Source organism: Brevundimonas intermedia, from assembly GCF_004614235.1.
Taxonomy (GTDB): domain Bacteria; phylum Pseudomonadota; class Alphaproteobacteria; order Caulobacterales; family Caulobacteraceae; genus Brevundimonas; species Brevundimonas intermedia_A.
In genome coordinates this window covers 1-23,657 of record NZ_SPVH01000001.1, presented here as the reverse complement: position 1 = coordinate 23,657, position 23,657 = coordinate 1, and the positions used below count along the sequence as shown (strand labels likewise).

The 23,657-nt window shown below is 66.7% G+C and carries 25 protein-coding genes; 11 read left to right on the top strand and 14 right to left on the bottom strand.

Annotation, left to right across the window (positions count from 1 at the left end):
* Positions 1-64 precede the first annotated feature (64 nt).
* The 3 genes from EGY25_RS00120 to EGY25_RS00110 all read right to left on the bottom strand — a co-directional run bounded on the left by EGY25_RS00120 (position 65) and on the right by EGY25_RS00110 (position 1,763).
* Positions 65-568, bottom strand: coding sequence for a DUF3617 domain-containing protein (locus EGY25_RS00120; protein WP_135193039.1), 504 nt, complete (start codon positions 566-568; stop codon positions 65-67).
* Between the two features lie 132 nt (positions 569-700).
* Positions 701-1,390 carry a chromosomal replication initiator DnaA gene (locus EGY25_RS00115; protein WP_135193038.1) on the bottom strand — a complete coding sequence of 230 codons (690 nt, stop codon included), beginning with the start codon at positions 1,388-1,390 and terminating at the stop codon, positions 701-703.
* Between the two features lie 85 nt (positions 1,391-1,475).
* A complete protein-coding gene (locus EGY25_RS00110; protein ID WP_135193037.1) occupies positions 1,476-1,763 on the bottom strand; it encodes a YciI family protein in 288 nt (95 codons plus the stop codon).
* Positions 1,764-1,928: 165 nt separating this feature from the next.
* On the opposite strand from EGY25_RS00110, the gene aspS reads away from it, so the two are divergent.
* Positions 1,929-3,761, top strand: coding sequence for an aspartate--tRNA ligase (gene aspS / locus EGY25_RS00105; protein ID WP_135193036.1), 1,833 nt, complete (start codon positions 1,929-1,931; stop codon positions 3,759-3,761).
* A gap of 202 nt (positions 3,762-3,963) precedes the next feature.
* On the opposite strand, the gene EGY25_RS00100 is transcribed toward aspS, so the two are convergent.
* From EGY25_RS00100 to EGY25_RS00090, 3 genes are all read right to left on the bottom strand, one after another.
* Positions 3,964-4,863, bottom strand: coding sequence for a pentapeptide repeat-containing protein (locus EGY25_RS00100; protein ID WP_135193035.1), 900 nt, complete (start codon positions 4,861-4,863; stop codon positions 3,964-3,966).
* 81 nt (positions 4,864-4,944) lie between these two features.
* Positions 4,945-5,436 carry a pentapeptide repeat-containing protein gene (locus EGY25_RS00095; protein ID WP_135193034.1) on the bottom strand — a complete coding sequence of 164 codons (492 nt, stop codon included), beginning with the start codon at positions 5,434-5,436 and terminating at the stop codon, positions 4,945-4,947.
* Positions 5,437-5,493: 57 nt separating this feature from the next.
* Complete coding sequence (locus tag EGY25_RS00090) at positions 5,494-8,121, bottom strand: TSCPD domain-containing protein (protein WP_135193033.1); 2,628 nt, start codon at positions 8,119-8,121, stop codon at positions 5,494-5,496.
* A gap of 207 nt (positions 8,122-8,328) precedes the next feature.
* On the opposite strand from EGY25_RS00090, the gene EGY25_RS00085 reads away from it, so the two are divergent.
* Genes EGY25_RS00085 through EGY25_RS00075 form a run of 3 tightly spaced genes read left to right on the top strand, consistent with a single transcriptional unit; the run spans position 8,329 to position 9,757 of the window.
* The gene (locus EGY25_RS00085; RefSeq protein ID WP_135193032.1) at positions 8,329-8,721 is read left to right on the top strand and encodes an NADH:ubiquinone oxidoreductase subunit NDUFA12; all 393 of its coding nucleotides are present in this window, start codon (positions 8,329-8,331) and stop codon (positions 8,719-8,721) included.
* Between the two features lie 2 nt (positions 8,722-8,723).
* The gene (locus tag EGY25_RS00080) at positions 8,724-9,365 is read left to right on the top strand and encodes a DUF2155 domain-containing protein (RefSeq protein WP_245159293.1); all 642 of its coding nucleotides are present in this window, start codon (positions 8,724-8,726) and stop codon (positions 9,363-9,365) included.
* Positions 9,366-9,388: 23 nt separating this feature from the next.
* Complete coding sequence (locus EGY25_RS00075; RefSeq protein WP_348521819.1) at positions 9,389-9,757, top strand: EF-hand domain-containing protein; 369 nt, start codon at positions 9,389-9,391, stop codon at positions 9,755-9,757.
* Positions 9,758-9,949: 192 nt separating this feature from the next.
* On the opposite strand, the gene lepB is transcribed toward EGY25_RS00075, so the two are convergent.
* From lepB to aroQ, 5 genes are all read right to left on the bottom strand, one after another.
* The gene (lepB, locus tag EGY25_RS00070) at positions 9,950-10,723 is read right to left on the bottom strand and encodes a signal peptidase I (protein ID WP_135193334.1); all 774 of its coding nucleotides are present in this window, start codon (positions 10,721-10,723) and stop codon (positions 9,950-9,952) included.
* Between the two features lie 92 nt (positions 10,724-10,815).
* On the bottom strand, positions 10,816-11,496 hold the full coding sequence (aat, locus tag EGY25_RS00065) for a leucyl/phenylalanyl-tRNA--protein transferase (RefSeq protein ID WP_135193333.1): 681 nt from the start codon (positions 11,494-11,496) through the stop codon (positions 10,816-10,818).
* The gene (gene accC, locus EGY25_RS00060) at positions 11,493-12,845 is read right to left on the bottom strand and encodes an acetyl-CoA carboxylase biotin carboxylase subunit (protein ID WP_135193030.1); all 1,353 of its coding nucleotides are present in this window, start codon (positions 12,843-12,845) and stop codon (positions 11,493-11,495) included. The genes aat and accC overlap by 4 nt, the downstream gene beginning before the upstream one ends.
* A 9-nt stretch (positions 12,846-12,854) precedes the next feature.
* Entirely contained in the window at positions 12,855-13,346 is a 492-nt protein-coding gene (gene accB, locus EGY25_RS00055) for an acetyl-CoA carboxylase biotin carboxyl carrier protein (RefSeq protein WP_135193029.1), read from the bottom strand.
* A gap of 47 nt (positions 13,347-13,393) precedes the next feature.
* Positions 13,394-13,852 carry a type II 3-dehydroquinate dehydratase gene (gene aroQ / locus EGY25_RS00050; protein ID WP_135193028.1) on the bottom strand — a complete coding sequence of 153 codons (459 nt, stop codon included), beginning with the start codon at positions 13,850-13,852 and terminating at the stop codon, positions 13,394-13,396.
* Positions 13,853-14,193: 341 nt separating this feature from the next.
* Here aroQ and thiS point away from each other — a divergent pair, with 341 nt between their 5' ends.
* The 3 genes from thiS (at position 14,194) to EGY25_RS00035 (ending at position 16,168) form a co-directional block, all read left to right on the top strand.
* Positions 14,194-14,394, top strand: a complete 201-nt coding sequence (gene thiS, locus EGY25_RS16690) for a sulfur carrier protein ThiS (protein ID WP_135193027.1) — start codon at positions 14,194-14,196, stop codon at positions 14,392-14,394.
* A gap of 61 nt (positions 14,395-14,455) precedes the next feature.
* The gene (locus EGY25_RS00040) at positions 14,456-15,238 is read left to right on the top strand and encodes a thiazole synthase (RefSeq protein WP_135193026.1); all 783 of its coding nucleotides are present in this window, start codon (positions 14,456-14,458) and stop codon (positions 15,236-15,238) included.
* 669 nt (positions 15,239-15,907) lie between these two features.
* Positions 15,908-16,168, top strand: coding sequence for a hypothetical protein (locus EGY25_RS00035; RefSeq protein ID WP_135193025.1), 261 nt, complete (start codon positions 15,908-15,910; stop codon positions 16,166-16,168).
* On the opposite strand, the gene udk is transcribed toward EGY25_RS00035, so the two are convergent.
* A complete protein-coding gene (gene udk, locus EGY25_RS00030; protein WP_135193024.1) occupies positions 16,165-16,812 on the bottom strand; it encodes a uridine kinase in 648 nt (215 codons plus the stop codon). The two genes, EGY25_RS00035 and udk, sit on opposite strands and share 4 nt — an antisense overlap.
* Before the next feature lie 158 nt (positions 16,813-16,970).
* Here udk and EGY25_RS00025 point away from each other — a divergent pair, with 158 nt between their 5' ends.
* On the top strand, positions 16,971-18,599 hold the full coding sequence (locus EGY25_RS00025; RefSeq protein ID WP_135193023.1) for a long-chain-fatty-acid--CoA ligase: 1,629 nt from the start codon (positions 16,971-16,973) through the stop codon (positions 18,597-18,599).
* A gap of 17 nt (positions 18,600-18,616) precedes the next feature.
* Positions 18,617-19,288, top strand: coding sequence for a DUF1499 domain-containing protein (locus EGY25_RS00020; RefSeq protein ID WP_135193022.1), 672 nt, complete (start codon positions 18,617-18,619; stop codon positions 19,286-19,288).
* Here EGY25_RS00020 and EGY25_RS00015 read toward each other — a convergent pair.
* Positions 19,285-20,187, bottom strand: a complete 903-nt coding sequence (locus EGY25_RS00015) for an MBL fold metallo-hydrolase (RefSeq protein ID WP_135193021.1) — start codon at positions 20,185-20,187, stop codon at positions 19,285-19,287. The two genes, EGY25_RS00020 and EGY25_RS00015, sit on opposite strands and share 4 nt — an antisense overlap.
* 66 nt (positions 20,188-20,253) lie before the next feature.
* Here EGY25_RS00015 and EGY25_RS16375 point away from each other — a divergent pair, with 66 nt between their 5' ends.
* Positions 20,254-20,400 carry a hypothetical protein gene (locus tag EGY25_RS16375; RefSeq protein ID WP_167762427.1) on the top strand — a complete coding sequence of 49 codons (147 nt, stop codon included), beginning with the start codon at positions 20,254-20,256 and terminating at the stop codon, positions 20,398-20,400.
* A 6-nt stretch (positions 20,401-20,406) separates the two neighbouring features.
* Here the strand turns inward: EGY25_RS16375 and EGY25_RS00010 are convergent, their stop codons facing one another.
* Positions 20,407-20,946 carry a hypothetical protein gene (locus tag EGY25_RS00010; protein WP_135193020.1) on the bottom strand — a complete coding sequence of 180 codons (540 nt, stop codon included), beginning with the start codon at positions 20,944-20,946 and terminating at the stop codon, positions 20,407-20,409.
* A gap of 254 nt (positions 20,947-21,200) precedes the next feature.
* Between EGY25_RS00010 and EGY25_RS00005 the strand changes: the two genes are divergently transcribed.
* Positions 21,201-23,657: TonB-dependent receptor plug domain-containing protein (locus EGY25_RS00005; protein WP_135193019.1), on the top strand; the 2,457-nt coding region annotated here is incomplete at its 3' end.

Here is a 23,657-nt window from a genome sequence, read left to right as displayed (position 1 = left end):
AGCGGGCGCGGATAAAATCGTGAAGGGATCGGGGCGACACTTGGCCGCCCCGATCCCTGTTTGCTTACTGAACGACCGTGTTCGGCGCGACGCCGGCGGGGCAATCACCCAGACGTTTGGCGTCGACGCTCATCTTCATTTCAGCCATGGTGGGCGGGACGTTGGGGCCGCTGGTCTTGGTGGTGATGTCCACCTTGTAGGCGGTGCGCATGTCGCCCGTGACCTTGCCGTCCGAGGTGACGGTCATGCCCTGGGCGTTACAGACGGCGTGGAATTCGGCGCCGCCAGGCGTGGATTTGACCGTGTTCTCGCTACAGGTCACGCCGGCTTGCGGGGCGTTGAAGGGGTTTGATCCCGGCGCGGTTTCGCCGACGCAGATCTTCACCGTCATCGGTTGCGGCATCTGGGCGCCGGACACCGTCTGTTGCCACAGGCCCGGCTCAGGCGCGGTCAAGGCGGCAGGCGCGGCGGCCGCAGGCTCACCGTTGGCGGCGGTCTTGGTTTCTTCGGAGTTGGAACAGGCCGCAAGCAGGGCGACGGCGGAAATCAAAACAAGCTGAGCACGCATTCGGTCGTTTCCTGTTTCATGGAGCGCAACGCCGCTCCGCAGGCTCAACGACAAGGCCAAGTTGTGTGTTCAAAATCCACGCGCGATTTCACGGCAAAGCTGTGCATATCCCGATATGTGGGCTTTTAGGGCTCAGATGTCGGTGTCTAGCGCAGCGTGCATCGCATCCAGCACCTGACGGGCCAGGACGCGGGTGACCGGGCGATGCAGGGCGTCCAGCCGCTCCACCACGGCGGCGGCCGTGTCCGCCGAACGATCCAGACGGCGTACCAGATAGTCGATCACGTCGTCGGCCGGGGTGATGCTGCGCTCGGCGAAGCGCGCGCGAAGGATGGCCGACAGGATGGCGTCGTCGGGCGCCGCGATGGAGACGGCGCGCACGGCGTCCAGGCGCGAACGCAGGTCGGGCAGATCCACCGACCACTGACGCGGCGCCGACCGCGACACCAGGAGCAGCGCGCCTCCGCCGGAATTGGCCAGGTTGATCAGGTGAAACAGGCTCTCGTCGTCCGCATCGGCCGCCCGATCCAGCAGCACGGGCCGACCTTCCAGCTCCAGCGGATCGATCAGGGCGGCTTCGGCGCCGTTCAGCGGCACGGCCCCGACCCGTTCGGCCCAGTCGGCGGCGAGGCGGCTTTTGCCAGATCCCGCCGGCCCATGCAGGGCCAGCACCGCCCCCGCGCCGTCGGGCCAGCGCGCCAGCACGCGCACCGCCTCGGCGTTGCTGTCGGATGTCACGAAGGCCTCGCCCACGACATGACGCTCCAGCGGCAGACGCAGCTGTTCGGCGGTCGGACGGGGCAGGGCGCTCAGCGCGGTCATGACCCCGTCTTAGCAGAGGCCAGGGTTAATGCGTCAGGCCCGCTCTGTTGGTTCCGGGGAGCGAACCTCGCCCCTGTGGATGAAATCAGGCGAATTCGGCCAGGGCGGGGTTCAACTTGCCCGCCTTGAATTCGGTGACCTGATAGTCGGCCAGGCCGTGGATCTGGAACGGATCGGCCTTCAGCAGGGCTTCCAGCTCCTCTTTCGTGCCGCCGGTGCGCACCACCAGGATGCCGCCGGTGCGCGGAACCATCGGCCCTGCCAACAGGATCAGGCCGCTGGCCACATGCTGATCCAGCCACTCGCGATGCTCGACCGTCCGCGCCTCGATGGCTTCGATCGGCTGGGTGTAGGTGATGGTGACGATGAACATGGCGGCCTCGGGTGGGACAGGAGCGTCAGATATCATGTGTGGCGACAGGCTTTGCAACGGCTGAAACCTTGACTTTCCGAGGCGATGATGCGCCCTACGCCGCTTCGATTTCGGGCGCCGACGGCGTCGGATTCCACCGCCCAGAGACTCCAGACGGTTCGTTTCATGCACGCCTATCGCTCCCATACCTGCGGCGCCTTGCGCGCCTCCGACGCCGGTTCCGCCGTTCGCCTGTCCGGCTGGGTGCACAGGAAGCGCGACCACGGCGGCCTGCTGTTCATCGATCTGCGTGACCACTACGGCCTGACCCAACTGGTGCTGCACCCTGAGACGCCGGGCTTCGCCGCCGTCGAGCGCCTGCGCGCCGAGAGCGTGATCAAGATCGACGGCGAAGTCGTCGCTCGCGAGGCCGGGGTGGTGAACCCCAACCTGCCGACCGGCGAGGTCGAGGTTCGCGTCCAGGGCGTCGAGGTCCTGTCGGAGGCCGCCGAACTGCCGATGCCGGTCTTCGGCGATCAGGAATATCCGGAAGACATCCGTCTCGCCAACCGCTTCCTGGATCTGCGTCGCGAGCGGCTGCACAAGAACATCGTGCTGCGCTCCAGGGTCATTTCCTCGATCCGCCAGCGCATGGTCGCCCAGGGCTTCCTGGAGTACCAGACCCCGATCCTGACCGCCTCGTCGCCCGAAGGCGCGCGCGACTTCCTGGTGCCGTCGCGTCTGCATCCCGGCAAATTCTATGCGCTGCCGCAGGCGCCGCAGCAGTTCAAGCAGCTGCTGATGGTCTCGGGCTTCGACCGCTATTTCCAGATCGCCCCCTGCTTCCGTGACGAGGACCTGCGCGCCGACCGTTCGCTGGAGTTCTACCAGCTCGATGTCGAGATGAGCTTCGTGACCCAGGAAGACGTCTTCGCCGCCATCGAGCCGCTGATGCACGGCGTGTTCGAGGAGTTCGGCGAGGGCAAGCCGGTGTCGCCCATCGACGGCGCCCATGTGTTCACCAACGACTTCGGCGAGACGTTCGAGCACAAGGGCTTCGAGCGCCTGACCTACGCCCAGTCGATGGCTTGGTACGGTTCGGACAAGCCGGACCTGCGCAACCCGATCAAGATGCAGGACGTGTCCGAGCATTTCCGCGACGGAGGCTTCGGCCTGTTCGCCAAGATCCTGGGCGCGGACGAGAAGAACGCCGTCTGGGCCATCCCGGCGCCGACCGGCGGATCGCGCGCCTTCTGCGACCGTATGAACAGCTGGGCGCAAGGCGAAGGCCAGCCGGGCCTGGGCTATATCTTCTGGTCCGAGGACCAGGGCGCCTGGGGCGGCCCCATCGCCAAGAACCTGGGTCAGGAGCCGACGCAGGCCCTGATGACCTCGCTGGGCCTGGGCCAGGGCGACGCCGCCTTCTTCGTGGCCGGCCTGCCGTCGGTCTTCGCCAAGTTCGCCGGCCTGGCCCGCACTCGCGTGGGCACGGAGCTGAAGCTGATCGACGAGAACCAGTTCAAATTCTGCTGGATCGTCGACTTCCCGATGTTCGAATGGTCGGAAGACGAGAAGAAGGTCGACTTCAGCCACAACCCCTTCTCGATGCCGCAAGGCGGGCTGGAGGCCCTGGAGACCCAGGATCCGCTGACCATCCGCGCCTTCCAGTACGACATCGTCTGCAACGGCTATGAGCTGTGCTCGGGCGCCATCCGGAACCACAAGGCCGAGATCATGCTGAAGGCCTTTTCCATCGCCGGCTACGACGCCTCGGTGGTCGAGGAACAGTTCGGCGGCATGCTGAATGCCTTCCGCTATGGCGCGCCGCCGCACGGCGGCCTGGCCCCCGGCATCGACCGCATCGTCATGCTGCTGGCGGGCGAGACGGCCATCCGCGAGGTCATCGCCTTCCCGCTGAACCAGCAGGGCGAGGACCTGCTGATGAACGCCCCGACCGAGGCGGAAGAACGCCAGCTGAAGGACGTGCATATCCGCACGGCCCTGCCGATCAAGGTCTGATCGGGCGGGCATCGCCAGATACGACAAAGGGGACGCCGCGAGGCGTCCCCTTTTTTGCTGCGGGATAAACCCCCCAATACCGTCATCCTCGGGCTTGTCCCGAGGATCCAGACTCCCGGTTTCTACGTCTGCGCACTCTGCGGACGCACCGAGAGTCTGGATCCTCGCCACGAGGGCGAGGATGACGAAAGCGGAGTGGGGGTCAGTTCCCGGCGTTGACGAAGTTTCGCACGCGCGGCGGCGCCGGAGGGGCGGGCGGCGAGCGGATGATGCGGATCGAGGTGCTGCGGCAGGCCTGTGCCGTCAGGCGGCCGGGCAGGCGGGTCGAGCCGTCGCCGCAGGCTTCGCTGATCTGGTCCTGGGTCAGGCCGCGCGCGCTCGACAGGTCCGCGCCGCGAATGTCGGTGCGACGCAGGGAGGCGTCCGAGAAATCGGCGCGGGAGAAGCTCGCGCCGCTCAGTCGCGCCCCATCCAGGCTGGCGTTCGAGAAGTCCGCGTTCGAGAAGTCGCCGCCCGACAGGTTGGAGGCGTTGACCTCGGCGTTGGAGAAGTTGGCGCCGGCCGCGCGCACGTTGGTGATCGTCGCCCCGAACAGTTCGCTGTTGGAGAAGTTGGTCCCCGCCAGGGTCGCGCCGTTGAAGTTCACCCCGTGCATCTCGCCGCCCGAAAGGTCGGCGCGGGTCAGATTGGCGCGGACGAAGGACGACCCTTGCGCCTCTGCCCCGTTCAAATGGGCGCCCGTGAAGTTCGCAGAGGTGAAGTTTGCGCCGACGATCTCGACGCCCGACAGATTGGCGCGGCTGAAATCGCTGCCGGTGAAGTTGGAGCCCATCATCTCTGCGCCGCGCAGATTGGCCCCGACCAGGGTGGCGTTCATGAAGCTGGCGCCGGTGAAGGTGGCGCCGGTCAGATTGCGGCCCGACAGTTCGCAGCGGTTGCACGATCCGCCCAGCGACACCGAACGGGCCACGTCGCGGTCCTGCATCGACATCTCCACCCCGGCGAAGGCCGGCGAGGCGATGAGCGCCGCCCCCCAAGCCGTGCAGAGCGCCAGAAGCGCCAGCGAGGGTTTGACCCGGATATGTTCAGCGATCTGTTTCACGAGACCTGAATGCCCCGAAACCCCTGCCATACCTACTTAAATCGAGGTAACTTCATGAAATCCAGGCAAGGTCGGAGACCCTCAGCAGGCGGGAATGCGTAGCCCGCGCGGCAGGACGGTCGACTCGTCGCCGCACGCCTGGTTCAACTGGCCTTGGGTCAGGCCGGTGGCTCGCGTCAGCTGGGCGCCCGATAGATTGGTCCCCGACAAGGTCGCACCGGCAAAGCTGGCGCCCTCCAGATAGGCGCCGACGAAACTGGCGTTGGTCAGGTTGGCCCGTGAGAAGTTGGAGCCGGAGAAGACGCCGCCGTAGGCCTCCACGTCGCGCATGTCGGTGTTGGAAAACCGCGTGCGGTTCATGACGCTCAGGCTCAGGTCCGCCTGACGCAGCCGCGCGCCCGACAGGTTCAGGCCCCGCGCCTCCAGTCCCGAGAAGTCCCCCTGGAACAGGTTGCAGCCGGCGCAGGAGGCCCCGCGCTTCACGCTGGCGATCTGGCCCGCGTTCTGGGCCAGTGCGGGCGCGGCGACGACCAGCAGGGCGGCGATCAGGCCGAGAGAGAGTGTGCGTTTCATGGACTGGGCTCCGACGTTCGATCGTCTTGCAGCAAACCCTAGGCCATAACCCTTAACCTACCCCTGATCGCCGCCCTTCAGCGCCGGCGCCGCCCCGCAGGTGTCGCAGACCCAGGCGGCGCCGCGTTGCTGCAAGCTGAAGTCGCCGCAGGCGGGGCAGGCGACGGCCTCGCTATTGGCGACATGACGCGGTTCGGGCTCGGCCTTCTTGCCGAAGGGCAGGACGACCAGATTGTCGGGCGCCGATCCACGCGCGAACCCCTTGGAGATGAACCGGGCGGCGGGCACGGCCGCGTTGGCGTCGGGCTTGCCGTCTCCTAAGCCGTCCGCATTCAGGTCGTCCGTCCCGGCGTTGGCCAGTTCGTTGCGGTCCAGATAGGAGACGCCCAGTTCGCGGAAGATGTAGTCCAGGATCGAGGTCGCGGACTTGATGGAATCGTTGCCGGTGACGCGCCCGGCCGGCTCGAACCGGGTGAAGACGAAGGCGTCCACGAACTCGTCCAGCGGCACGCCGTATTGCAGGCCGATGGAGATGGCGATGGCGAAGTTGTTCATCAGGCTGCGGAAGGCGGCGCCTTCCTTGTGCATGTCGATGAAGATCTCGCCCAGCTCGCCGTCTTCGTATTCGCCGGTGTGGATATAGACCTTGTGGCCCCCGACGGCGGCCTTCTGGATATAGCCCTTGCGCCGGTCGGGCAGTTTGCGGCGCGCGCGCTCCCGCTCGATTACGCGTTCGACGACCCGTTCGGTGGGCGCAGGGCGCGGGGCTTCGCGCACAGGCTCGGCCCGCGCCGCCTCGATGTTGGGCAATGACAGCAGCGGACCGGCCGGCGGCGCGGTGCGGGACAGGCGGATGGCGCGACGGCCATCCAGCGCGCCCTGGCTCAGCAGCCGCGCCGCCTGGGCCGAGGTCGTGCGCCAGTCCATCGGCTCGACCGCGATGTCGGCCAGGTCGCTGAACGGTTCGATGGCGCGCCGCAGGTTCGCTGCGGCCGCCGCCGGGTCGGCCAGTAAAGCGGCGACCGACGCCGGCGCCTCGGGCCAATCGCTCAGATCGCCATGACCGAAGACCCAGCGCGTCGCCGCCGTCTCGGCCTCTTCGGACACGCCCAGCAGGGTCAGCAGCAGGCCGTCGCCGTCCTCAACGCCCAGCACATCGCGGATGAAGCCGGGGTCCAGCACAGGGGCGGCGAAGACCGTGTCGAAATCCTCGGCCCAGGCCAGGGCGTTCTCGATGGCGGCCAGCTCGATGTCGGTGAAGCCCAGGGTGCGCAAGGCCGTGTGATCGATGCCCGGCGCTTCGACCAGGGTGCGGCGCCCGAACGTCCACCGCTCCGCCGCCTCGATATCGCCGCCCGCTGCCGATAGCGCCGCCGCCAGGGCGGGGTTCAGCCGACGACCGATCTCGCCGTCCGCCGTCTGGAAAACGTCGACCGCCGCGATCCGGCCCAGCCCCAGCCGCAGCCGCGCCTCTGCATCCTCGACGAACAGGCCGATGGCCGAATGGCGCCGCGCCTTGGGCGCGACCGCCAGAGCCTTGGATGCGGCCATGGCGATAGGGTGTGTCTCACCCTTCAGCAGATCGCGCCGTGCGGTCTGGGTCACGGCGGCGGCCCCCTTCAGGTCGTCCCAGTCGGGGCAGAGACCACGCACGCTCGCCAACTCGGCCGAGGTCTGCGCCGCCGTCGCGGCGACCAGTCCCGCGAACGTCTGCGCCCGAGCCGTGCGGTCGTCGTCGGCCGCAAGGGCCTCCAGCAACCCGTCCAGCCCCAGGGCGATCACGCCCGGCGACGCCTCCTGAAGGTCCAGAGCCACCGTCAACAACCGCGTCAGGCCCGCCAGATCGGCCGCCGCGTCGCCGCCCAGGGCCAGCACGGCGCCCAGGTCGATCACGGCCCGACCCATTGCCGCCGTCGCGGTTTCAGCATCGCGCGGGTCGAAGGCGACGATCAGCCCGCCGTCCAGCGCCGCTTCCGCCGCCAGCAGCGTCTCCGGCGCGCCCGCCGCGATTTGCGTCCGATCCGCCATGGCGACCAGAGGCGCGCCCTCGACCGTCGGCTCCAGCGCCATGGCCGGTCGTTCGCCGTCTACGGCTCTCAGGATGTCGGCGTCGCTCGCGCCGCACCGTCGCGCCAGCGCCGCCGCCCGACCCAAGGCCGGATTGCGCGAGGGATCGCCGCAGTCGCCGCGCGGTCCCTCGCAACGGTCCACCGCATCGGCCACCCCCGCCAGGGCCTCGGCCAGGGCCTGCGCCGCCTGGGCGCCCAGCCGCGCGGCGGCTCGCTTGCCGCTGTGCGTCCTCAGAGTCGCGCCCGAGCCGGGGTCGTTCAGATCGACGACGCCGGCCGCGACCGGCCCCGATCCCGTCGGCGCAGCAAGGCCCAGCTTGAACGCCCCCGACAGTTCGGCGGCGAACACAGCGGACTCGGCCCGGTCGAACACGCCCTCCGTCACGCCGGTCGCGGCCAATCGCTCGACCCAGGCGTCCACGCCGCCGTTCAGCCAGTCGCCCGACATCGGCGTCGCGAATCCCGCCGCCTCGACCCAGTCCAGCCAGGCCTCGATCTGCGCATCGGACCAGCCGGCGGGCGCCAGCACGGGCTGCACGCTGGCCGGGCGTTCGACGGCGCGGGTCTCCATTGCGACTCGTTCGGCGCGAACGGCGAAGCCGGATTGAAAGCGCATGGCGGCGTCTCTCCGAATGGTTCAGTCCAGCTTAGGCGGTCGCGCGCCCATCCGCCAATACATCTGGTGTGCTCAGGCCATGTTGCCCACAAGATATCGATTCAACTGCCCCCGCCTGAACGCTGGACGAAGCGCGCGCGGCTTTCTATGATCCGCGCCAGACGCCGCCTCCCTTTTCGGCGACCCCTTACGGTTGGATTCCACGACGTGTTGAGCAAGATTTTCGGCTGGTGGGAGGGCGCCACGATCGGCACCCGCTTCACCATCGCCAAGCGCGGTCGCTTCGTCGGCCAGGACGAGAACGGCAATCGCTATTACGAGAGCCGCGACAACGTCAGCTACGACGGCCGCAAGCGTCGCTGGGTCATCTATGACGGTTATGCCGAGGCGTCCAAGGTGACGCCCGACTGGCACGGCTGGCTGCACTACACCTTCGACCTGCCCCCGACCGAGCAGCCGCTGCCGCGGCGCGCCTGGGAAAAGGATCACCTGCCGAACATGACCGGCACGCCCCTGGCCTGGCGTCCGCCCGGCTCGCTGGCCAACGAGGCCAAACGCCCGGCTGCGACCGGCGACTATCAGGCCTGGACCCCCGAGTGAAAATGCGCGGCATCCTGTTGGGCGCGGCGGCTGTCGTCTGCGTCTTGAGCGCAGGCGCGGTGACCGCCAGCGTGCTGCAGGACGCGCCGCGCGACGCTCGCCCGGTCCAGGATCCGATCGGCGACATCCTGCGCACCACGCCGTCCGTGCCGACGGAGACCCCGCCTGCAGGCGCTCCGGCGCCGCGCTCGCCCGTCGCCGTGACGCCGCCCCCGACCGTCATCATCGCCGAAGACGCTGCGGTCGAGGAAAAGGCCGAACAGGAGGTCGCCGCCGAGAAACCCGTCGCGACCAAGGCTATCGAACAGCCCGACACCCCGGCCCGCCGCCAGCGCCGCACGTTCGCGGTCATCCAGGCCATCGACAAGGTCACGGCCGAGTCCATGAAGTTCGAGGTCGAGGTCGGCGGTCGGCCCGTCCGCTTCAACCGCAACCTGATCTTCGCGGCCCGCGCCTGTGAGGTCACGACCCCGGACGAGCTGACCGAGGACGCCATCGCCTATATCGACGTGTCCCTTCAGCCGCGCGGCCAGCAAGCCTCGCCGCGCCAGATCTTCCGCGGCTGGATGTTCGCCTCGTCTCCCTCCGTCAGCGGCATCCAGAACCCCTATTACGACGCCTGGATCGTGGGCTGTAAGAACTGACCTTTCACGCCGCGAGGAGGCTGATGATGGATCGCGATAAGCCGCTCAAGAAAAGCGAAACGGTCGAAATCCGACTGCCCCATGCGACCAAGACCGCCTTCATGGCCCGCTGCCGCGCCGAGGGCCGCACCGCCAGCGACGCCATCCGCCGCTTCATCGACGCCGAACTGAGCCAGACGTCTTCGACGCGACGTTCGCCCCGCCTGGCGCCCCGCCTGGCGCCCCGCCTGAGCTGGCGTCCGCTGCTGGCCGCCGCCGTCGCCGGCCTGGCCCTGGGCGCCGTCGCTGCGCCCTCCCTGGCCCAGTCTTCGCCGCCCAGCCGCGCCGCCTTCGACCGGATGGACCGCAACCACGACGGCGTCGTCAGCTTCGACGAATACCGCGCGCGCTAAACATCACCCCATTACACCTCCCCATTTTCCGTCACCCTCGGGCCTGTCCCGAGGGCCCACGGCGGATGCAGATACGGTGGATCGGCATTCAGGCAGCGCGTTTCAACATCTAGCGCCCGAGTTAGGGTCAACGGTGGGCCCTCGGGACGAGCCCGAGGGGGACGGGTTTTGTGGAGAGGGCGATACTCGACCCTACCTAATCCTGACCAAAAACCGGTCCCACTGAAGGTTCAGCCAGGTCCAGGGTTTGAACAGGCCCGCACCCGGCTTCCATGACGCTAGCACGATCTCGGCCCGACCCATGATGTTCTCTGCCGGCAACAGCCCGACCCCGACCTCGGGCGGCCAGCGGCTGTCCAGAGAGTTGTCGCGATTGTCGCCCATCATCAGATAGTGGCCCGGCGGCACACGGCGCAGGGGCGTGTCGTCACCCGGCAGGTCTGGCCCGCCGTCATAGGTCACATAGGTCCGACCGTCGGTCAGGGTCTCGCTCACCTGCTGCACTTGGCGCTGCGGCGCATCATGGTCGGCGACGACATCCAGCCTTGTCTGGCGCACCGCGTCGCCGTTGACGAAGACCACGCCGCCGCGCACCTGAACCGTGTCGCCGGGCAGGCCCACGACCCGCTTGATCCACGTCTGTTTCGGATCGCGCGGCAGGTGGAAGACCACCACGTCCCCACGCCGAGGCTCGCGCCCCATCACCCGCCCCGTCGCCATGGGCGGGTTGAACGGCAGCGACGCCGTGCTCCAGCCATACGGATATTTCGACACGACGATATAGTCGCCGGTCACCAGCCCCGGCTCCATCGACGACGACGGAATGGTGAAGGGCTGGAACAGCAGGACGCGGAGCAGGGTCGCCAGGATCAGGGCGACGACCAAGGTCACGGCGATCTCTCGCACCTCGCGCAGGATGGTCGAGCGGGGCGGGGCCTCTGATAGGGAAGATGGGGTCTGGGTCATGCCGCCATTGACCGCCAGACCCACCGCCAACGCCAATCCGAACCTGTCGGGACAGGCCCAATATCGTGTCCGGACAGATCAGGCGGACGCCATCATGCCGTGGCCAGAGCCACCGCCTCGGCGCCGGTCAGGGGCGCACGCAACGCCGCCTGATCGGGCCTGACCGTCAGCGCCGGCGACAGTCGATCCAGATAGGCCGCCTGCGGCGTCTCCACCGCGCCGAACTGGCTCAGATGGTCGGTCAGGAACTGCGCGTCCAACAGGGTCCAGCCGCCCTTTCGCAACCGCGCGACCAGATGCACCAGCGCCACCTTGGACGCATCCCGCTCGCGGCTGAACATGCTCTCGCCGAAGAAGGCCCCGCCCAGCGACACCCCGTACAGACCGCCCACCAGCCGCTCGTCCCGCCAGCATTCGATGGAGTGGACGAACCCCATGGCGAACAGGGCCGCATACAACCGCCGGATCGGCCCGTTGATCCAGGTGTCTTCGCGATCCGGCCCTTGCGCCGCCGCACAACCGTCCAGCACCGCCTCGAAGGCGGTATCGACCCTTACCTCGAACGGCTCGCCCCGCACGGTGCGACGCAGACGGCTGGGGATATGAAAGGCGTCCAGCGGTATAACGCCGCGCTGTTCCGGCTCGATGATGAAGACGCGCGGATCGTCGCGCGCCTCGGCCATCGGAAACACGCCCCGGGCGTAACAGGCCAGCAGGTCCTCGGGGCCGAAGCCGCCGAAAGGCCCGCTGGCGCTGAAATCGGGCTCTGTCAGGCGTCGCCCTTCTGACGGGCGGCCCACTTCTCCAGCCAGTGGATGTCGTAATCGCCGGACAGGATGTCGGGCTCCTGCAACAGCTTCTGGAACAGGGGGATGGTGGTGTCGACGCCGCCGATAACGATCTCGTTCAGCGACCGTTTCAGGCGGGCGATGGCCTCCTCGCGGTCGCGGCCGTGGACGATCAGCTTGCCGATCAGGCTGTCGTAATACGGCGGGATCGAATAGCCGGCGTAGATGGCGCTATCCAGACGCACGCCCAGGCCGCCCGGCGCGTGGAAGTCGGTGATCTTGCCCGGCGACGGAGTGAAGGTCTCGGGGTTCTCGGCGTTGATCCGCACCTCGATGGCGTGGCCTTTGAACTCGATGTCCTCTTGCGTGAAGGACAGCGGCAGGCCGGCGGCGATACGGACCTGTTCGCGGACCAGGTCGACGCCGGTGATCATTTCCGTAACCGGATGCTCGACTTGCAGGCGGGTGTTCATCTCGATGAAGAAGAACTCGCCGTCTTCCCACAGGAACTCGATGGTGCCGACGCCGAGGTAGCCGATGGCGGCGATGGCCTTGTTGACCGTCTCGCCGATCTGCTTGCGACCCTCGGCCGACAGGGCGGGCGAGGGGGCCTCTTCCAGCACCTTCTGGTGACGACGTTGCAGCGAGCAGTCGCGCTCGCCCAGGTGCACGACATTGCCGTGGCTGTCGGCGATGACCTGGATTTCGATGTGGCGCGGCTTCTGGAGATAGCGCTCCATATAGACGGCGCCGTTGCCGAAGGCGGCCTTGGCCTCGGACTGGGCGGTCTGCACCGCTTCGACCAGGTCGTCAGGCGTCAGGGCCACCTTCATGCCACGCCCGCCGCCGCCCGCCGCCGCCTTGACGATCAGGGGGAAGCCGATGGTCTTTGAGGCCTCGATGGCGGCCTCAACGGTCTCGACCTCGCCATCGGAGCCGGGAACGCAGGGGATGCCGGCTTCCATCACCGTCTTCTTGGCGCTGATTTTGTCGCCCATGACTCGGATATGCTCGGGCTTGGGACCGATGAAGGTCATGCCGTGGGCTTCAACGATCTCGGCGAAACGGGCGTTTTCCGACAGGAAGCCATAACCGGGGTGGATCGCCTGGGCGCCGGTGATCTCGGCCGCCGCGATGATCGAGGGGATGTTCAGATACGACTTGGCGGCCGAGGCGGGGCCGATGCAGACGCTCTCATCGGCCAGCCGCACCCACATGGCGCCCCGGTCGGCTTCGGAGTGCACGGCCACGGTGGAGATGCCCATCTCCTTGCACGCGCGGTGGATACGCAGCGCGATCTCGCCGCGGTTGGCGATCAGAACCTTGGTGAACATCAGGGCGCCTTAGGCTTCCAGCAGGACGAGCGGCTCGCCGAACTCGACCGGCTGGGCGTCGCCGACCAGGATGTCGAGGACCACGCCGTCGCGCGGTGCCTGGATTGGGTTCATGGTCTTCATGGCCTCGACGATCAGCAGGGTCTGGCCCTTTTTGACCTTGTCGCCGGGCTGGACGAAGGCCGGGGCCTCCGGCGAGGCCTGCAGATAGGCTGTGCCGACCATCGGCGACTTCACCTCTTCGCCGGCGCGAGCGACGATGGTGGCGGGATCCGACGGCATGGCGGCCGGCGCGGCAGCGGCGGTGGGGGCAGCGGCGACCGGAGCGGGCGCGGCGGCGTATTGCACCGGGGCGGCGTTGACCGTGATCTCGCGGGCGACGCGAATGCGCAGGTCGCCGCGCTCGACTTCGACTTCCGTCAGGTCGGTCTCGTTCAGGATGTCGGCCAGCTGGCGAACCAGGGCGGCGTCGATTTCGGCGTGTTTCTTGTCATCGGCCATTGGATTTGCGCCTTGTCTTTCGTGGTCTTGAGTAAACGGGACGGGCGTCAGCCGCGTTCCCGAACCTTGATGAGAGCCGCCTGGACGGCCAGTTCATAGCCTGCCGCGCCGAAGCCGGCGATGACGCCGGTCGCCGCGGAAGACACATAGGAGTGATGACGAAACGCTTCGCGCGCCGCCGGATTGGACAGATGCAGTTCGATCACCGGGATCGACAGCGTCTTTAGCGCATCGTGCAGCGCCACCGACGTATGCCCATAGGCCGCCGGATTGATGATCAGGGCGTCCGCGCCTTCACGGGCTTCCTGAATCCAGTCCACCAACACGCCTTCGTGGTTGGTCTGACGAAACACGACGGTCGCGCCGCCCTCTACCTTGGCAGCCGCCTTGATGCAGCTCTGCTCAATGTCCGCCAGGGTGTCGCGGCCATAGATGTCCGGCTCCCGAACCCCGAGCAGGTTCAGATTGGGGCCGTTCAGCACATGAATGACGGGCGTGTCGGCCATGGTTTCCGGAATCGGCGCTGCGTCGCAGCACAAGAGGGGCCTTTTAGCCGACGCAGGGCCTGGGTCAAACGGTCCCCGCATCGAACTTTACTCAGGGTCACGCCGCGATGGCGCGGATTTCGCAGCCAAGGCCTCATTCGTCCCTGGCCGGGACAGCCAGCGGGAGCGCAGACGATGCGCCAGGACGGCAAATTGATCCTTCGCACGGTCGTCGCCGCCTTTGCGGCCGTGGCGGTCGCCATCGGCGCCTTCCTGTTCGAGGCTGGCTGACCCGGTCTGGCGAACCCGGCCTTCAGCGTCTATCTCAGCCCCGACGCCGCCAGCGCCCGGAGACCAGACGCGTGCATCAGATCCATCTCAACGGCGAACCCCGCCAGGTCCAGGCCGCCACCATCCTGGCCCTGGTCGAGGAACTGTCGTTGGACCCCCGCAAGGTCGCCGTCGAACGCAATCTTGAGATCGTCCCCAAATCCCTGCACGCCGCCACCCCCGTCGCCCAGGGCGACCGCATCGAACTGGTCCAGTTCGTCGGCGGCGGTTGATCGCGATCAAATCCCGCTACGACGGCTTTCCCTGACGCCTTGGGGGGACTAGGTCAGCTCCATGACCGATACAGCCTCCGAAACCTGGTCCGTCGCCGGCCGCACCTTCAACTCGCGACTGATCGTGGGCACCGGCAAATACGCCGACTACGCTCAGAACGCCGCCGCCGCCGAGGCGGCGGGCGCCGAAATCGTCACCGTGGCCGTGCGCCGCGTGAACCTGACCGATCCGAACCAGCCGATGCTGGTGGATTATGTGAAGCCCGACCGCTTCACCTTCCTGCCCAACACCGCCGGCTGTTTCACCGGCGAGGACGCGGTCCGCACCCTGCGCCTGGCGCGCGAGGCGGGGGGATGGAGCCTGGTCAAGCTGGAGGTGCTGTCCAACACGGCCCACCTGTATCCCGACATGATCGAGACGCTGCGGGCGCTGGACCTGCTGATCAAGGACGGGTTCGACGTCATGGTCTATTGCACCGACGATGTCGTGATGGCCAAGCGGCTGGAAGACGCCGGCGCCGCCGCCATCATGCCCGCCGCCGCCCCCATCGGCTCGGGCCTCGGCATTCAGAACCCCATCAACGTCCGCCTGATCGTCGAACAGGCCAAGGTGCCGGTCCTGGTCGACGCCGGCGTCGGCACGGCCTCGGACGCGACCCTGGCGATGGAACTGGGCTGCGACGCCGTGCTGATGAACACCGCCATCGCCGGCGCCAAGGACCCCATCCGCATGGCCCGCGCCATGAAACACGCCGTCATCGCCGGCCGCGACGCCTATCTGGCCGGCCGGATGCCCAAGCGGATGTATGCGGACCCGTCGTCGCCGCTGGCGGGGCTGATCTGACGACTGGGAAGCGGCGGAGAAGCTCTGAAGTCCCACAGACGCCTCTCCCTCCCCTTCATGGGGAGGGATGATCGCGCAGCGATCCGGGTGGGGGCGTAAGGGTAGCGGAGACGCTTCACACACCCCCACCCCGGCTGCGCTCCGCTTCGCCGCCCCTCCCCATGAAGGGGAGGGAGAAACGCACGCCAACCATCACAATGACGCTGGTCCATTCGCAGCGATTTCAATCGCTTGCCGATTTATGTCCCCGTTCTCCCATCCCCCCTCCGAAACCGGCGTATTCTATACCCGTCCCGTCGCATCGGAGGGCTCGCTTGGCCTGCGACCTTGCGGCGGCGGGAGCGGATGGAACGGGAGCGGGTCTGAAACGGCCCGCGCTGACATCGACTCATGGAGCGGTGTCGGAGGGTCGAGGGGGATACTCGATCGCACTCGGGACGGGGTTCGCAGACCCCGCCGACCCGTCGCAGGCTTATGGGGTTAGGCGATAAGACCGCCACCGCTCGACGCCCCGAGCTTGCAGGCCAACCACCCGCGCGGAGCGTCATACCCTTCGTCGAAACGGTACTTACAAACTCACACTCCGGGCGAAGGCCCGGCGCTCCGCCCAGCCCTCCAATAACTTCGCTGCGAAAGCGCGAGGCTGATCACCCCTGTCCGGAGACCCGCATGGCCCACCCCAAACCTCGCCGCCCCAAACCCGGTCGCGGCCTGCCGCCGCCCTACAGACAAACACCCGAGGAGGAGGCCGAGGACGAACGGCTTCGCGCCCAACTGGAAATCGAATATATCCGACTAGACGCCATCTTGGTCGAGAAACGGGCCGAGGCCGCCGAACGCGCGCGCATCAGGGCTCTCAATGGCCATCCGCCAGTTGAGCGTGCCGCGCTTCGACCCGGAGAATTCCGGGTCGGGGATCTCTTTCGTTAGTCGTCCAGCAGGGCCTGCAGCAGCGGATGGGCCAGCACCGGTGCGGCGAGACGCACCACCGCCTGTGGGTCTTCCAGTCGTACGGCTGCCGTGGCGTCGGCGACGATGAAGTCGGCGTGGGTGCGCGACGGTTCGGTCAGCCGCTCGTGGCCCGGACGCACGGTGGCGAGATATTGCGCCACGACCGAATCCGCCGACCGCCCCCGCTCGGTCTGGTCGCGCAGCAGGCGGCGGATGAAGCGGATGTCGGACGGGGTATCCACGAACACCCGGATGTCGAACAGGGCGGTCAGGTCGGGGGTGCAGAGCACGTGGGTGCCCTCGACGATCACCACCTCGGCCGCCGCGATCGGTTCGCCGCCCGGCTCGCGCCCGTGGTGGATGAAGGAATAGACCGGCGCCGTCACCGCGCGCCCAGCCTTCAGCTCTTTCAAATCCGCGATCATCAGGTCGTGATCGCGCGCCGCCACGTCGTCGAAGTCGAAGGTCGCGGCGTCGAAGCCGGGCAGGGACGCGGCGTCGCGGTAATAGCTGTCCTCGCGCACCAGCACCGCCGACCCTTGCGGCAAGGCCGAAACCAGAGCCTCCGCCAGGGTGCTCTTGCCGGAGCCGGAGCCCCCCGTGATCGCGATCAATATGGTCATGGGCGGTCTTCTAGTGCGGTCGCGCGGCCGACGCCACGGGGGACGATCCGCCGCGCAGCGGCTGACGTTACGTCACGTTGCTTATCGCCGATCACCGATGTTAGCGTCCGCTCAAGCGTCGCATCAAAGCAGACGCAACCAAGGGACAAGGATACGACATGCTGGGCTTGATGCAGGACTGGCCGCTGACGGTCGACAAGATCATCGACCACGCCAAGAACTGGCATGGCGACCGCGAGGTGGTGACCCGCTCGGTCGAGGGGCCCATCGTCCGCACGACCTACGCCCAGATCCACGAACGCGCCAAACGCGTGTCCAGCGCGCTGAAAGCGTGGGGCGTCCAGCCGGGCGACCGCGTCGCCACCCTGGCCTGGAACACCGCCAACCATATCGAGGCCTGGTACGGCATCATGGGCATCGGCGCGGTTTGCCACACCCTGAACCCGCGCCTGTTCCCCGAACAACTGATCTACATCATCAACCACGCCGAAGACCGGATCATCTTCGTCGACCTGACCTTCGTGCCGCTGCTGGAAGCCATCATGCCGCACATCCCCAAGGTCGAGCGCGTCGTCATCATGACAGACGCCGCCCACATGCCGCAGACCAAGCTGCCGGGTGCCGTGGCCTATGAGGACGCCATCGCCGGTCAGTCGATCGACGTCGTCTGGGGCGACTTCGAGGAAAACACCGCCTGCGGCCTCTGCTACACCTCCGGCACGACGGGCCATCCCAAGGGCGTGCTGTATTCGCACCGCTCCAACTTCCTGCACACCTTCATGGGACTTCAGGCCACGGTGATGGGCGCCACGCCCAAGGAGGTGATCCTGCCGGTCGTGCCGATGTTCCATGCCAACGCCTGGGGCATCGCCTTCGCCGGCCCCGCCGCCGGGACCAAGCTGGTCATGCCGGGCGCAAAAATGGACGGTCAGTCGATCTATGAGCTGATCGAACAGGAAGGCGTCACCTTCTCGGCCGCCGTGCCCACCGTCTGGCAGGGGCTGTTCGCCCATATGAAACAGCACGGCCTGGGCTTTACGACCCTGAAGCGGGTGCTGATCGGCGGCTCGGCCTGTCCCGAAAGCCTGATCCGGGGCTTCCAGGACGATTTCGGCGTCGAGGTCACCCATGCCTGGGGCATGACCGAGACCTCGCCCATCGGCACCATCGCCAATCTGCCGCCCGAGATCCTGCGTCTGCCCTATGACGAGCAGATGAAATACCGCCTGAAGCAGGGCACGCCGCCGCTGGGCATCGAACTGAAGCTGAAGGATGAGGCCGGGGCCGAGCTGCCGCATGACGGCGCCACCTTCGGCCGCCTGATGGTCAAGGGACCGACCATCAGCAACGCCTATTTCAAGGAAGAGGGCTCGATCCTGGACGACGAAGGCTTCTTCGACACCGGCGACGTGGCCACGGTGGACGAGATGGGCTTCATGCAGATCACCGACCGCGCCAAGGACGTGATCAAGTCGGGCGGCGAGTGGATCAGCTCCATCGAGATCGAGAACATCGCCGTCGGCCATCCCAAGGTCGAGATCGCCGCCGTCATCGGCGCCGCCCACGCCAAATGGGACGAACGGCCGGTCCTGATCCTCAAGCTCAAGCCCGACCATGCGCTGGACAAGCAGGAGCATCTCGACTTCCTGCAGGGCAAGATCGCCAAATGGTGGATGCCTGACGACGTGGTCGCCGTGGAGGACATCCCGCTGGGCGCGACTGGCAAGATCGACAAGAAGCTTCTGCGCGAGCGGATGAAGGACTACCGTCTGCCGACCGCAGCCTGAACCGAACCGGAGCCTGAATGCCGATCAGAAAGCCTGTCCCCGCACTCCTGCCGTGGCTGACGGCGCTCGCGGCGGCGCCGGCGGTGCTGATCGTGGCGGCGATAGCGGCGACGCGATTCGGCGGCGTCGATCTGTCGGTCAGCTATGACCTGCTGACCTGGACCGTGGCGCGCATCCTGGCCTGGGTCGGTCTGGCCGGCGCGCTGGCGGCGGCGGTGCTGGCGCTGCGCGACCTGAAGGGCAGGGGACCTTATGCGCTGGCCGCCCTAGTTCTGGCCGGCGCGACGGTGGGCGGCTTCGTCTGGCGTCAGGGGCAGGATGCCGCGCCGAACCCACGTGACGTGACGACCAATGTCGACGAACCGCCGGCCTTCTCCCGCGTCGCCGCCCTGCATGCCGGATCGACGCCCCAGACCTGTCCCGACCTGAGCGCCGTCCCGACCCAGGTCCTGGCCCAGCAGGCGACCTCGGCCCTGGTCGACGCCGGTTTCGTGATCACCCGCGCCACCACCTTCCAGGTGGAGGCCGTCCACGAAGGCGCCTGGTTCGGCTTCGTCACCGACGCCGTCGTGCGCATCCGTCCCGGCCGCACCGACATCCGCGTCGCCGCTCGCGACGCACGCCCCGATGGCGGCGCCACCTGCCGCCTCGCCGCAAAGATCGCCCGGAATCTGGAGGCCGAACGCTAGACCAGACGAAAGCGAGCCGTCAGGCTGGGTTCGGCATCGCTGACGGCCGTCCCATCCTCGACCAGCTTGATCAGATGGGCCAGCACCGACAGCGACGCCGCCGACCACAGCCGCTGATCGACGGCGGCGTATAGAACCGGCACCATCTCGGCGACTGTCCGATCCCCCGCTGCCAGCCTCTGGACGATCTGCACCTCCCGCTCCAGCCGGTGGGCGCGGTACGCCTCCAGAAACCGCCGCACCTGCGTCACCGGCGCCCCATGCGTCGGCCACAGCACGTCGAAATCCCGCGCGATGACCGCGTCCAGGCTGGTCATATACTGGTGCATGTTCCCGTCGGGCGGCGCCACGACCGTCGTGGACCACCCCATCACATGATCCCCGCAGAACAGGGCGTTCTCCTCAGGCAGGACTAAGGCCATGTGATTGGACGCATGACCCGGCGTGAACATCGCCTCGATGGTCCATCCGTCGCCCTGGATCTTTCCGCCGCCCGTCAGCACGACATCGGGCGCAAAGTCCGCATCCTCATCCTCGTCCAGGGCGCCCGACGCATGCGTCTCTCGCGCTGGAGGCCGGGCCGCCATAATCCGCGCGCCGGTCGCCTCCGCAAACGGCCTCGCCAGCGGCGCATGATCCCGATGCGTATGCGTCACCAGCACATGGCTGACCCGCCGCCCCTCGACCGCCGCCATCAACGCCGCCAGGTGCGCCGGATCCAGCGGCCCCGGATCGATCACCGCCACCTCGGCCCCCGCGTCAGGCCGTCCGATGATATAGGTCCCCGTTCCGGTGAAGGTGAACGGCCCCGGATTGTCGGCGATCACGCGCTGGATCAACGGCGAAACCTGATCGCGCCGCCCATAGGCGAAGTCGAACGCCCGGACGAAGGGGATCATCGCCTCGGCCCCATCTGGCGCAGAGCTTGCGTTAACGTCTCGGTAATCATGCTTGGAGCGCCCGCCATGGCCCGTTCGATCGCCTTCGCTGTATCAAATCGGCTCCCGCTCGTCGCGACCGTCTTCGTCTGTCTCGCTGCGGTGCAACTGATCACCGCCTCCTGCACCCCCGAACCGGCGCCCTATGCGGCGCGGGCGACGATCCAGCGCTGAGCGCGATTATTCGCGGCGGACACGGAAGGGCGGATCGTTCGCCACCTTCATCATATAGCTTCCCAGCGCCGCCCTTCGCACGGTGACTGGATACTGGCGGCGCGTCGAGAACGACGGAACGACACTGTCGGTCTTTCGCCATATTGACCCGTCGTCCAGGGTGATCAGCCATTCGCCGCGGCCCAGATCCCGAACCGACGCCATGTTGGCGGATATGGAGCTCAGACTTTCGGGATTTCCGGAAGTCTGGAAGGGATTGAGGGTCGAGACGTTGAACCCGAACAATCGTCGCTGATTCTGTTCCACATCCTCGCGGCTAACCACGGCGATCTCTCCTGCAGCGGCCAAGCTTGTGGCGGCGGCGTCGAAGCATGCCAGTCGTGCCGAATCTGAACCGATATCCCGGCAGCGTGTGACCTCGCCGACCAAGTCGCGATTGGATAGCGGGGGAGACTGCTGCGCGGAAGCGCTTTCGGAGACGAGAGTTGCCGCCAGCAATGCCAGAATCGACATTCCTGACCGGCGCAGCAAGGCGATGGAGGTCATTCTATTCTCAAAAAAGTTCATGATTTGCGGAAGTATATCATCAGAAACGACGCCGCGTCGCATGTCTCGCCCGCGACCATGGTGTGTCGTCTTTGCGACAGGCGTGTCTACAATGTGTCAAGCTAGCACCTTCCCGCTGGACTTGACGCTGCTGTTGGTATGCTCTGCCGTCCAACCGACGTGGGGTCGGCGAATAGCCAATGATTGATCTGTTCGCTTCTTGGCGAACGAGCGTCTTCCCGGGAGAACCAGCCTTGAACAATATCAGATACCGCCGCAGCCTGTTGGCGAGCACGATGATCGGCGGCGCCGCCCTGGTCATGGCCGCGTCCCCCTCGTTCGCACAGTCCGCCGACGATCAGGCGACCGAAGTGGGCGAGATCGTCGTCACCGGCTCGCGCATCGCGCGTCAGGACTATCGCTCCAGCAGCCCGATCGTCACGGTCGACACGCAGGACTTCCAAGCCACGGGTTCGGTTACCATCGACACCCTGATCAACGACCTGCCGCAGTTCACTCCTTCGATCTCGTCAACGTCCAACAACCCTTCCAACGGTGGCCAGGCCAACATCGACCTGCGCAGCCTGGGCTCGGCTCGCACCCTGGTGCTGATGAACGGTCGCCGAATCGTTCCGTCGAACTCGGACGGCTCGGTTGACGTCAACCTGATCCCGACCGCCCTGATCAAGAACATTGAAGTCATCTCGGGCGGCGCCTCGGCCGCCTATGGTTCGGACGCCCTCGCTGGCGTGGCCAACTTCATTCTCGACGAGAACTTCTCGGGCGTGCAGTTCGACGCCCAGTACGGCGAAACCGATCGCAGCGATGGCAAGACCGAAAGCTATTCGCTGACCGTCGGCGGCAACTTCGACGACGACCGCGGCAACATGGTTCTGTCGCTGGGCCGTTCGACTCGCGAGCAGATCTTCAACGGCGCGCGCGAATTCTCGTCCGTCTCCGGTGGATCCGGCACCTCGCCGCTGGGTTCGACCGTCTTCGACGGCGCCAACCTTCCGAACCTCGCTCTGGTTCGGGCCTACTTCAACGATCCCACGCTGAACAACACGGCGGCCTTCGGCTTCAACAACAGCGGCACGCTGTTTAGCTACAGCCGAACACTCGGTTTCGAGAGCCCCGGCGGCATTGCCTATGACGGGTTCAACAACCCCCCCGCCAACTACGCCTTCAACACCGGCCCGCTGAACTATCTGCAGTTGCCGCTGGATCGCTGGAACGTCTATACGGGCGGACGTTACAAGATCAACGACTCGGCCGAGGTTTACGCCAACGCCCTGTTCACCAACTACACCGCCGACACGGAACTGGCGGCCAGCCCAGCCGCTGGGCCGACCGGCTTCCGCGTGCCGGTAACCAACCCGTTCATTCCGGACGATCTGGCGGTCTTCCTTGCGTCTCGTCCTACTCCGGGCTCCACATTCCGTCTGGACAAGCGCTTCACGGATCTGGGCGGCCGGCATGAGCAAAGCGAATACAACGTCTATCAGTTGACCACCGGCATCCGAGGCAATGTCCCGCAAAGCTCGTGGACCTACGACGTCTATGCAACGTTCGGCCGCGTTTCGAACACTTCGATCCAATCCGGCAACGTTTCTCGCTCTTCCGTTCAAGCTCTGCTGAACGCACCGGACGGCGGCGTGAGCCTCTGCGCAGGCGGTTTCAATCCGTTCGGCGCCAACGCTCTGTCGGCGGAATGCATCAACTATATCGGCCGTGCTGCGAAGAACATCACCGAGTCGGAACAGCGGGTGGTCGAAGGCACCTTGCAAGGCAAGGCGTTTGACCTGCCCGCTGGCGAGGTTCGGGTTGCTGTGGGCGCTCAGTATCGTCAGAACGACTTCTCGTTCGATCCCGACACGTCGCTGGCCCAGATCAACCCGATCGTGACGCTGCCGGACGGCAGCACCACCGGTGGCAACGAAATCGCCGGCTTCAACCCGAGCCAGCCCCTCTCGGGCGGCACCAGCTCCAAGGAACTGTTCGCAGAAGCCTTGATCCCGGTGCTGGCGGATCTGCCGTTCATTCAACAGCTCGATCTGACGCTCGGCTACCGTTACGCCGATTATGAAACCATCGGCGGCACCAATGCCTATCGCGTGGATGTCGACTGGACGATCGTTGATGGTCTTCGCGCTCGCGGCGGCTACAACCGCGCCGTTCGGGCACCTTCCGTGGGTGAACTGTTCGCGCCGCAAAACGTCGGCTTCCCGGCGATCGGCGATCCGTCGTCGGACGGCCTGGAAGGCGATCCCTGCGACATCAACAGCAGCTATCGTCAAGGGCCTGATGCGGCTGCTGTGCGGGCGCTCTGCCTGGCGCAAGGCATCTCCGCCGCCGCGATCGACAACTACGAGTTCGGAAACGATCAGGTTCCGGGCGTCAGCGGCGGCAACCCCAACCTGACCGAAGAAACCTCGGACAGCTGGTCTGCCGGCCTGGTTTACCAGTCGCAGTTCCAATCGCCTTGGCTGTCGGGCCTGTCGGCCTCGATCGACTACTGGAACATCGAGATCATCGATGCCATCGGTGCGATCACGGTGGACCAGCAACTGCAAGGCTGCTTCAACGCGACCGGTGAAAACCCGGACTTCGATGCCGGCAACAGCTACTGCCAGCTGTTCCAACGGGATCCGCTGTCGGGCAACGTGTTCAACACGATCGAGAACAACGCCAACCTGGGCGCTCTGCGGACT

Bases quoted from the DNA above. Each gene is read 5' to 3' on its own strand.
- EGY25_RS16375 (WP_167762427.1), top strand. From the start codon at position 20,254: ATGGCCCGTTCGATCGCCTTCGCTGTATCAAATCGGCTCCCGCTCGTC.
- EGY25_RS00025 (WP_135193023.1), top strand. From the start codon at position 16,971: ATGCTGGGCTTGATGCAGGACTGGCCGCTGACGGTCGACAAGATCATC.
- EGY25_RS00110 (WP_135193037.1), bottom strand. From the start codon at position 1,763: ATGTTCATCGTCACCATCACCTACACCCAGCCGATCGAAGCCATCGAG.
- EGY25_RS00095 (WP_135193034.1), bottom strand. From the start codon at position 5,436: ATGAAACGCACACTCTCTCTCGGCCTGATCGCCGCCCTGCTGGTCGTC.
- EGY25_RS00040 (WP_135193026.1), top strand. From the start codon at position 14,456: ATGACCGATACAGCCTCCGAAACCTGGTCCGTCGCCGGCCGCACCTTC.
- EGY25_RS00090 (WP_135193033.1), bottom strand. From the start codon at position 8,121: ATGCGCTTTCAATCCGGCTTCGCCGTTCGCGCCGAACGAGTCGCAATG.
- EGY25_RS00035 (WP_135193025.1), top strand. From the start codon at position 15,908: ATGGCCCACCCCAAACCTCGCCGCCCCAAACCCGGTCGCGGCCTGCCG.
- aroQ (WP_135193028.1), bottom strand. From the start codon at position 13,852: ATGGCCGACACGCCCGTCATTCATGTGCTGAACGGCCCCAATCTGAAC.
- aspS (WP_135193036.1), top strand. From the start codon at position 1,929: ATGCACGCCTATCGCTCCCATACCTGCGGCGCCTTGCGCGCCTCCGAC.
- accB (WP_135193029.1), bottom strand. From the start codon at position 13,346: ATGGCCGATGACAAGAAACACGCCGAAATCGACGCCGCCCTGGTTCGC.
- lepB (WP_135193334.1), bottom strand. From the start codon at position 10,723: ATGACCCAGACCCCATCTTCCCTATCAGAGGCCCCGCCCCGCTCGACC.
- accC (WP_135193030.1), bottom strand. From the start codon at position 12,845: ATGTTCACCAAGGTTCTGATCGCCAACCGCGGCGAGATCGCGCTGCGT.
- EGY25_RS00120 (WP_135193039.1), bottom strand. From the start codon at position 568: ATGCGTGCTCAGCTTGTTTTGATTTCCGCCGTCGCCCTGCTTGCGGCC.
- EGY25_RS00080 (WP_245159293.1), top strand. From the start codon at position 8,724: ATGCGCGGCATCCTGTTGGGCGCGGCGGCTGTCGTCTGCGTCTTGAGC.
- EGY25_RS00115 (WP_135193038.1), bottom strand. From the start codon at position 1,390: ATGACCGCGCTGAGCGCCCTGCCCCGTCCGACCGCCGAACAGCTGCGT.
- EGY25_RS00075 (WP_348521819.1), top strand. From the start codon at position 9,389: ATGATGGATCGCGATAAGCCGCTCAAGAAAAGCGAAACGGTCGAAATC.
- EGY25_RS00020 (WP_135193022.1), top strand. From the start codon at position 18,617: ATGCCGATCAGAAAGCCTGTCCCCGCACTCCTGCCGTGGCTGACGGCG.
- udk (WP_135193024.1), bottom strand. From the start codon at position 16,812: ATGACCATATTGATCGCGATCACGGGGGGCTCCGGCTCCGGCAAGAGC.
- EGY25_RS00010 (WP_135193020.1), bottom strand. From the start codon at position 20,946: ATGACCTCCATCGCCTTGCTGCGCCGGTCAGGAATGTCGATTCTGGCA.
- EGY25_RS00015 (WP_135193021.1), bottom strand. From the start codon at position 20,187: ATGATCCCCTTCGTCCGGGCGTTCGACTTCGCCTATGGGCGGCGCGAT.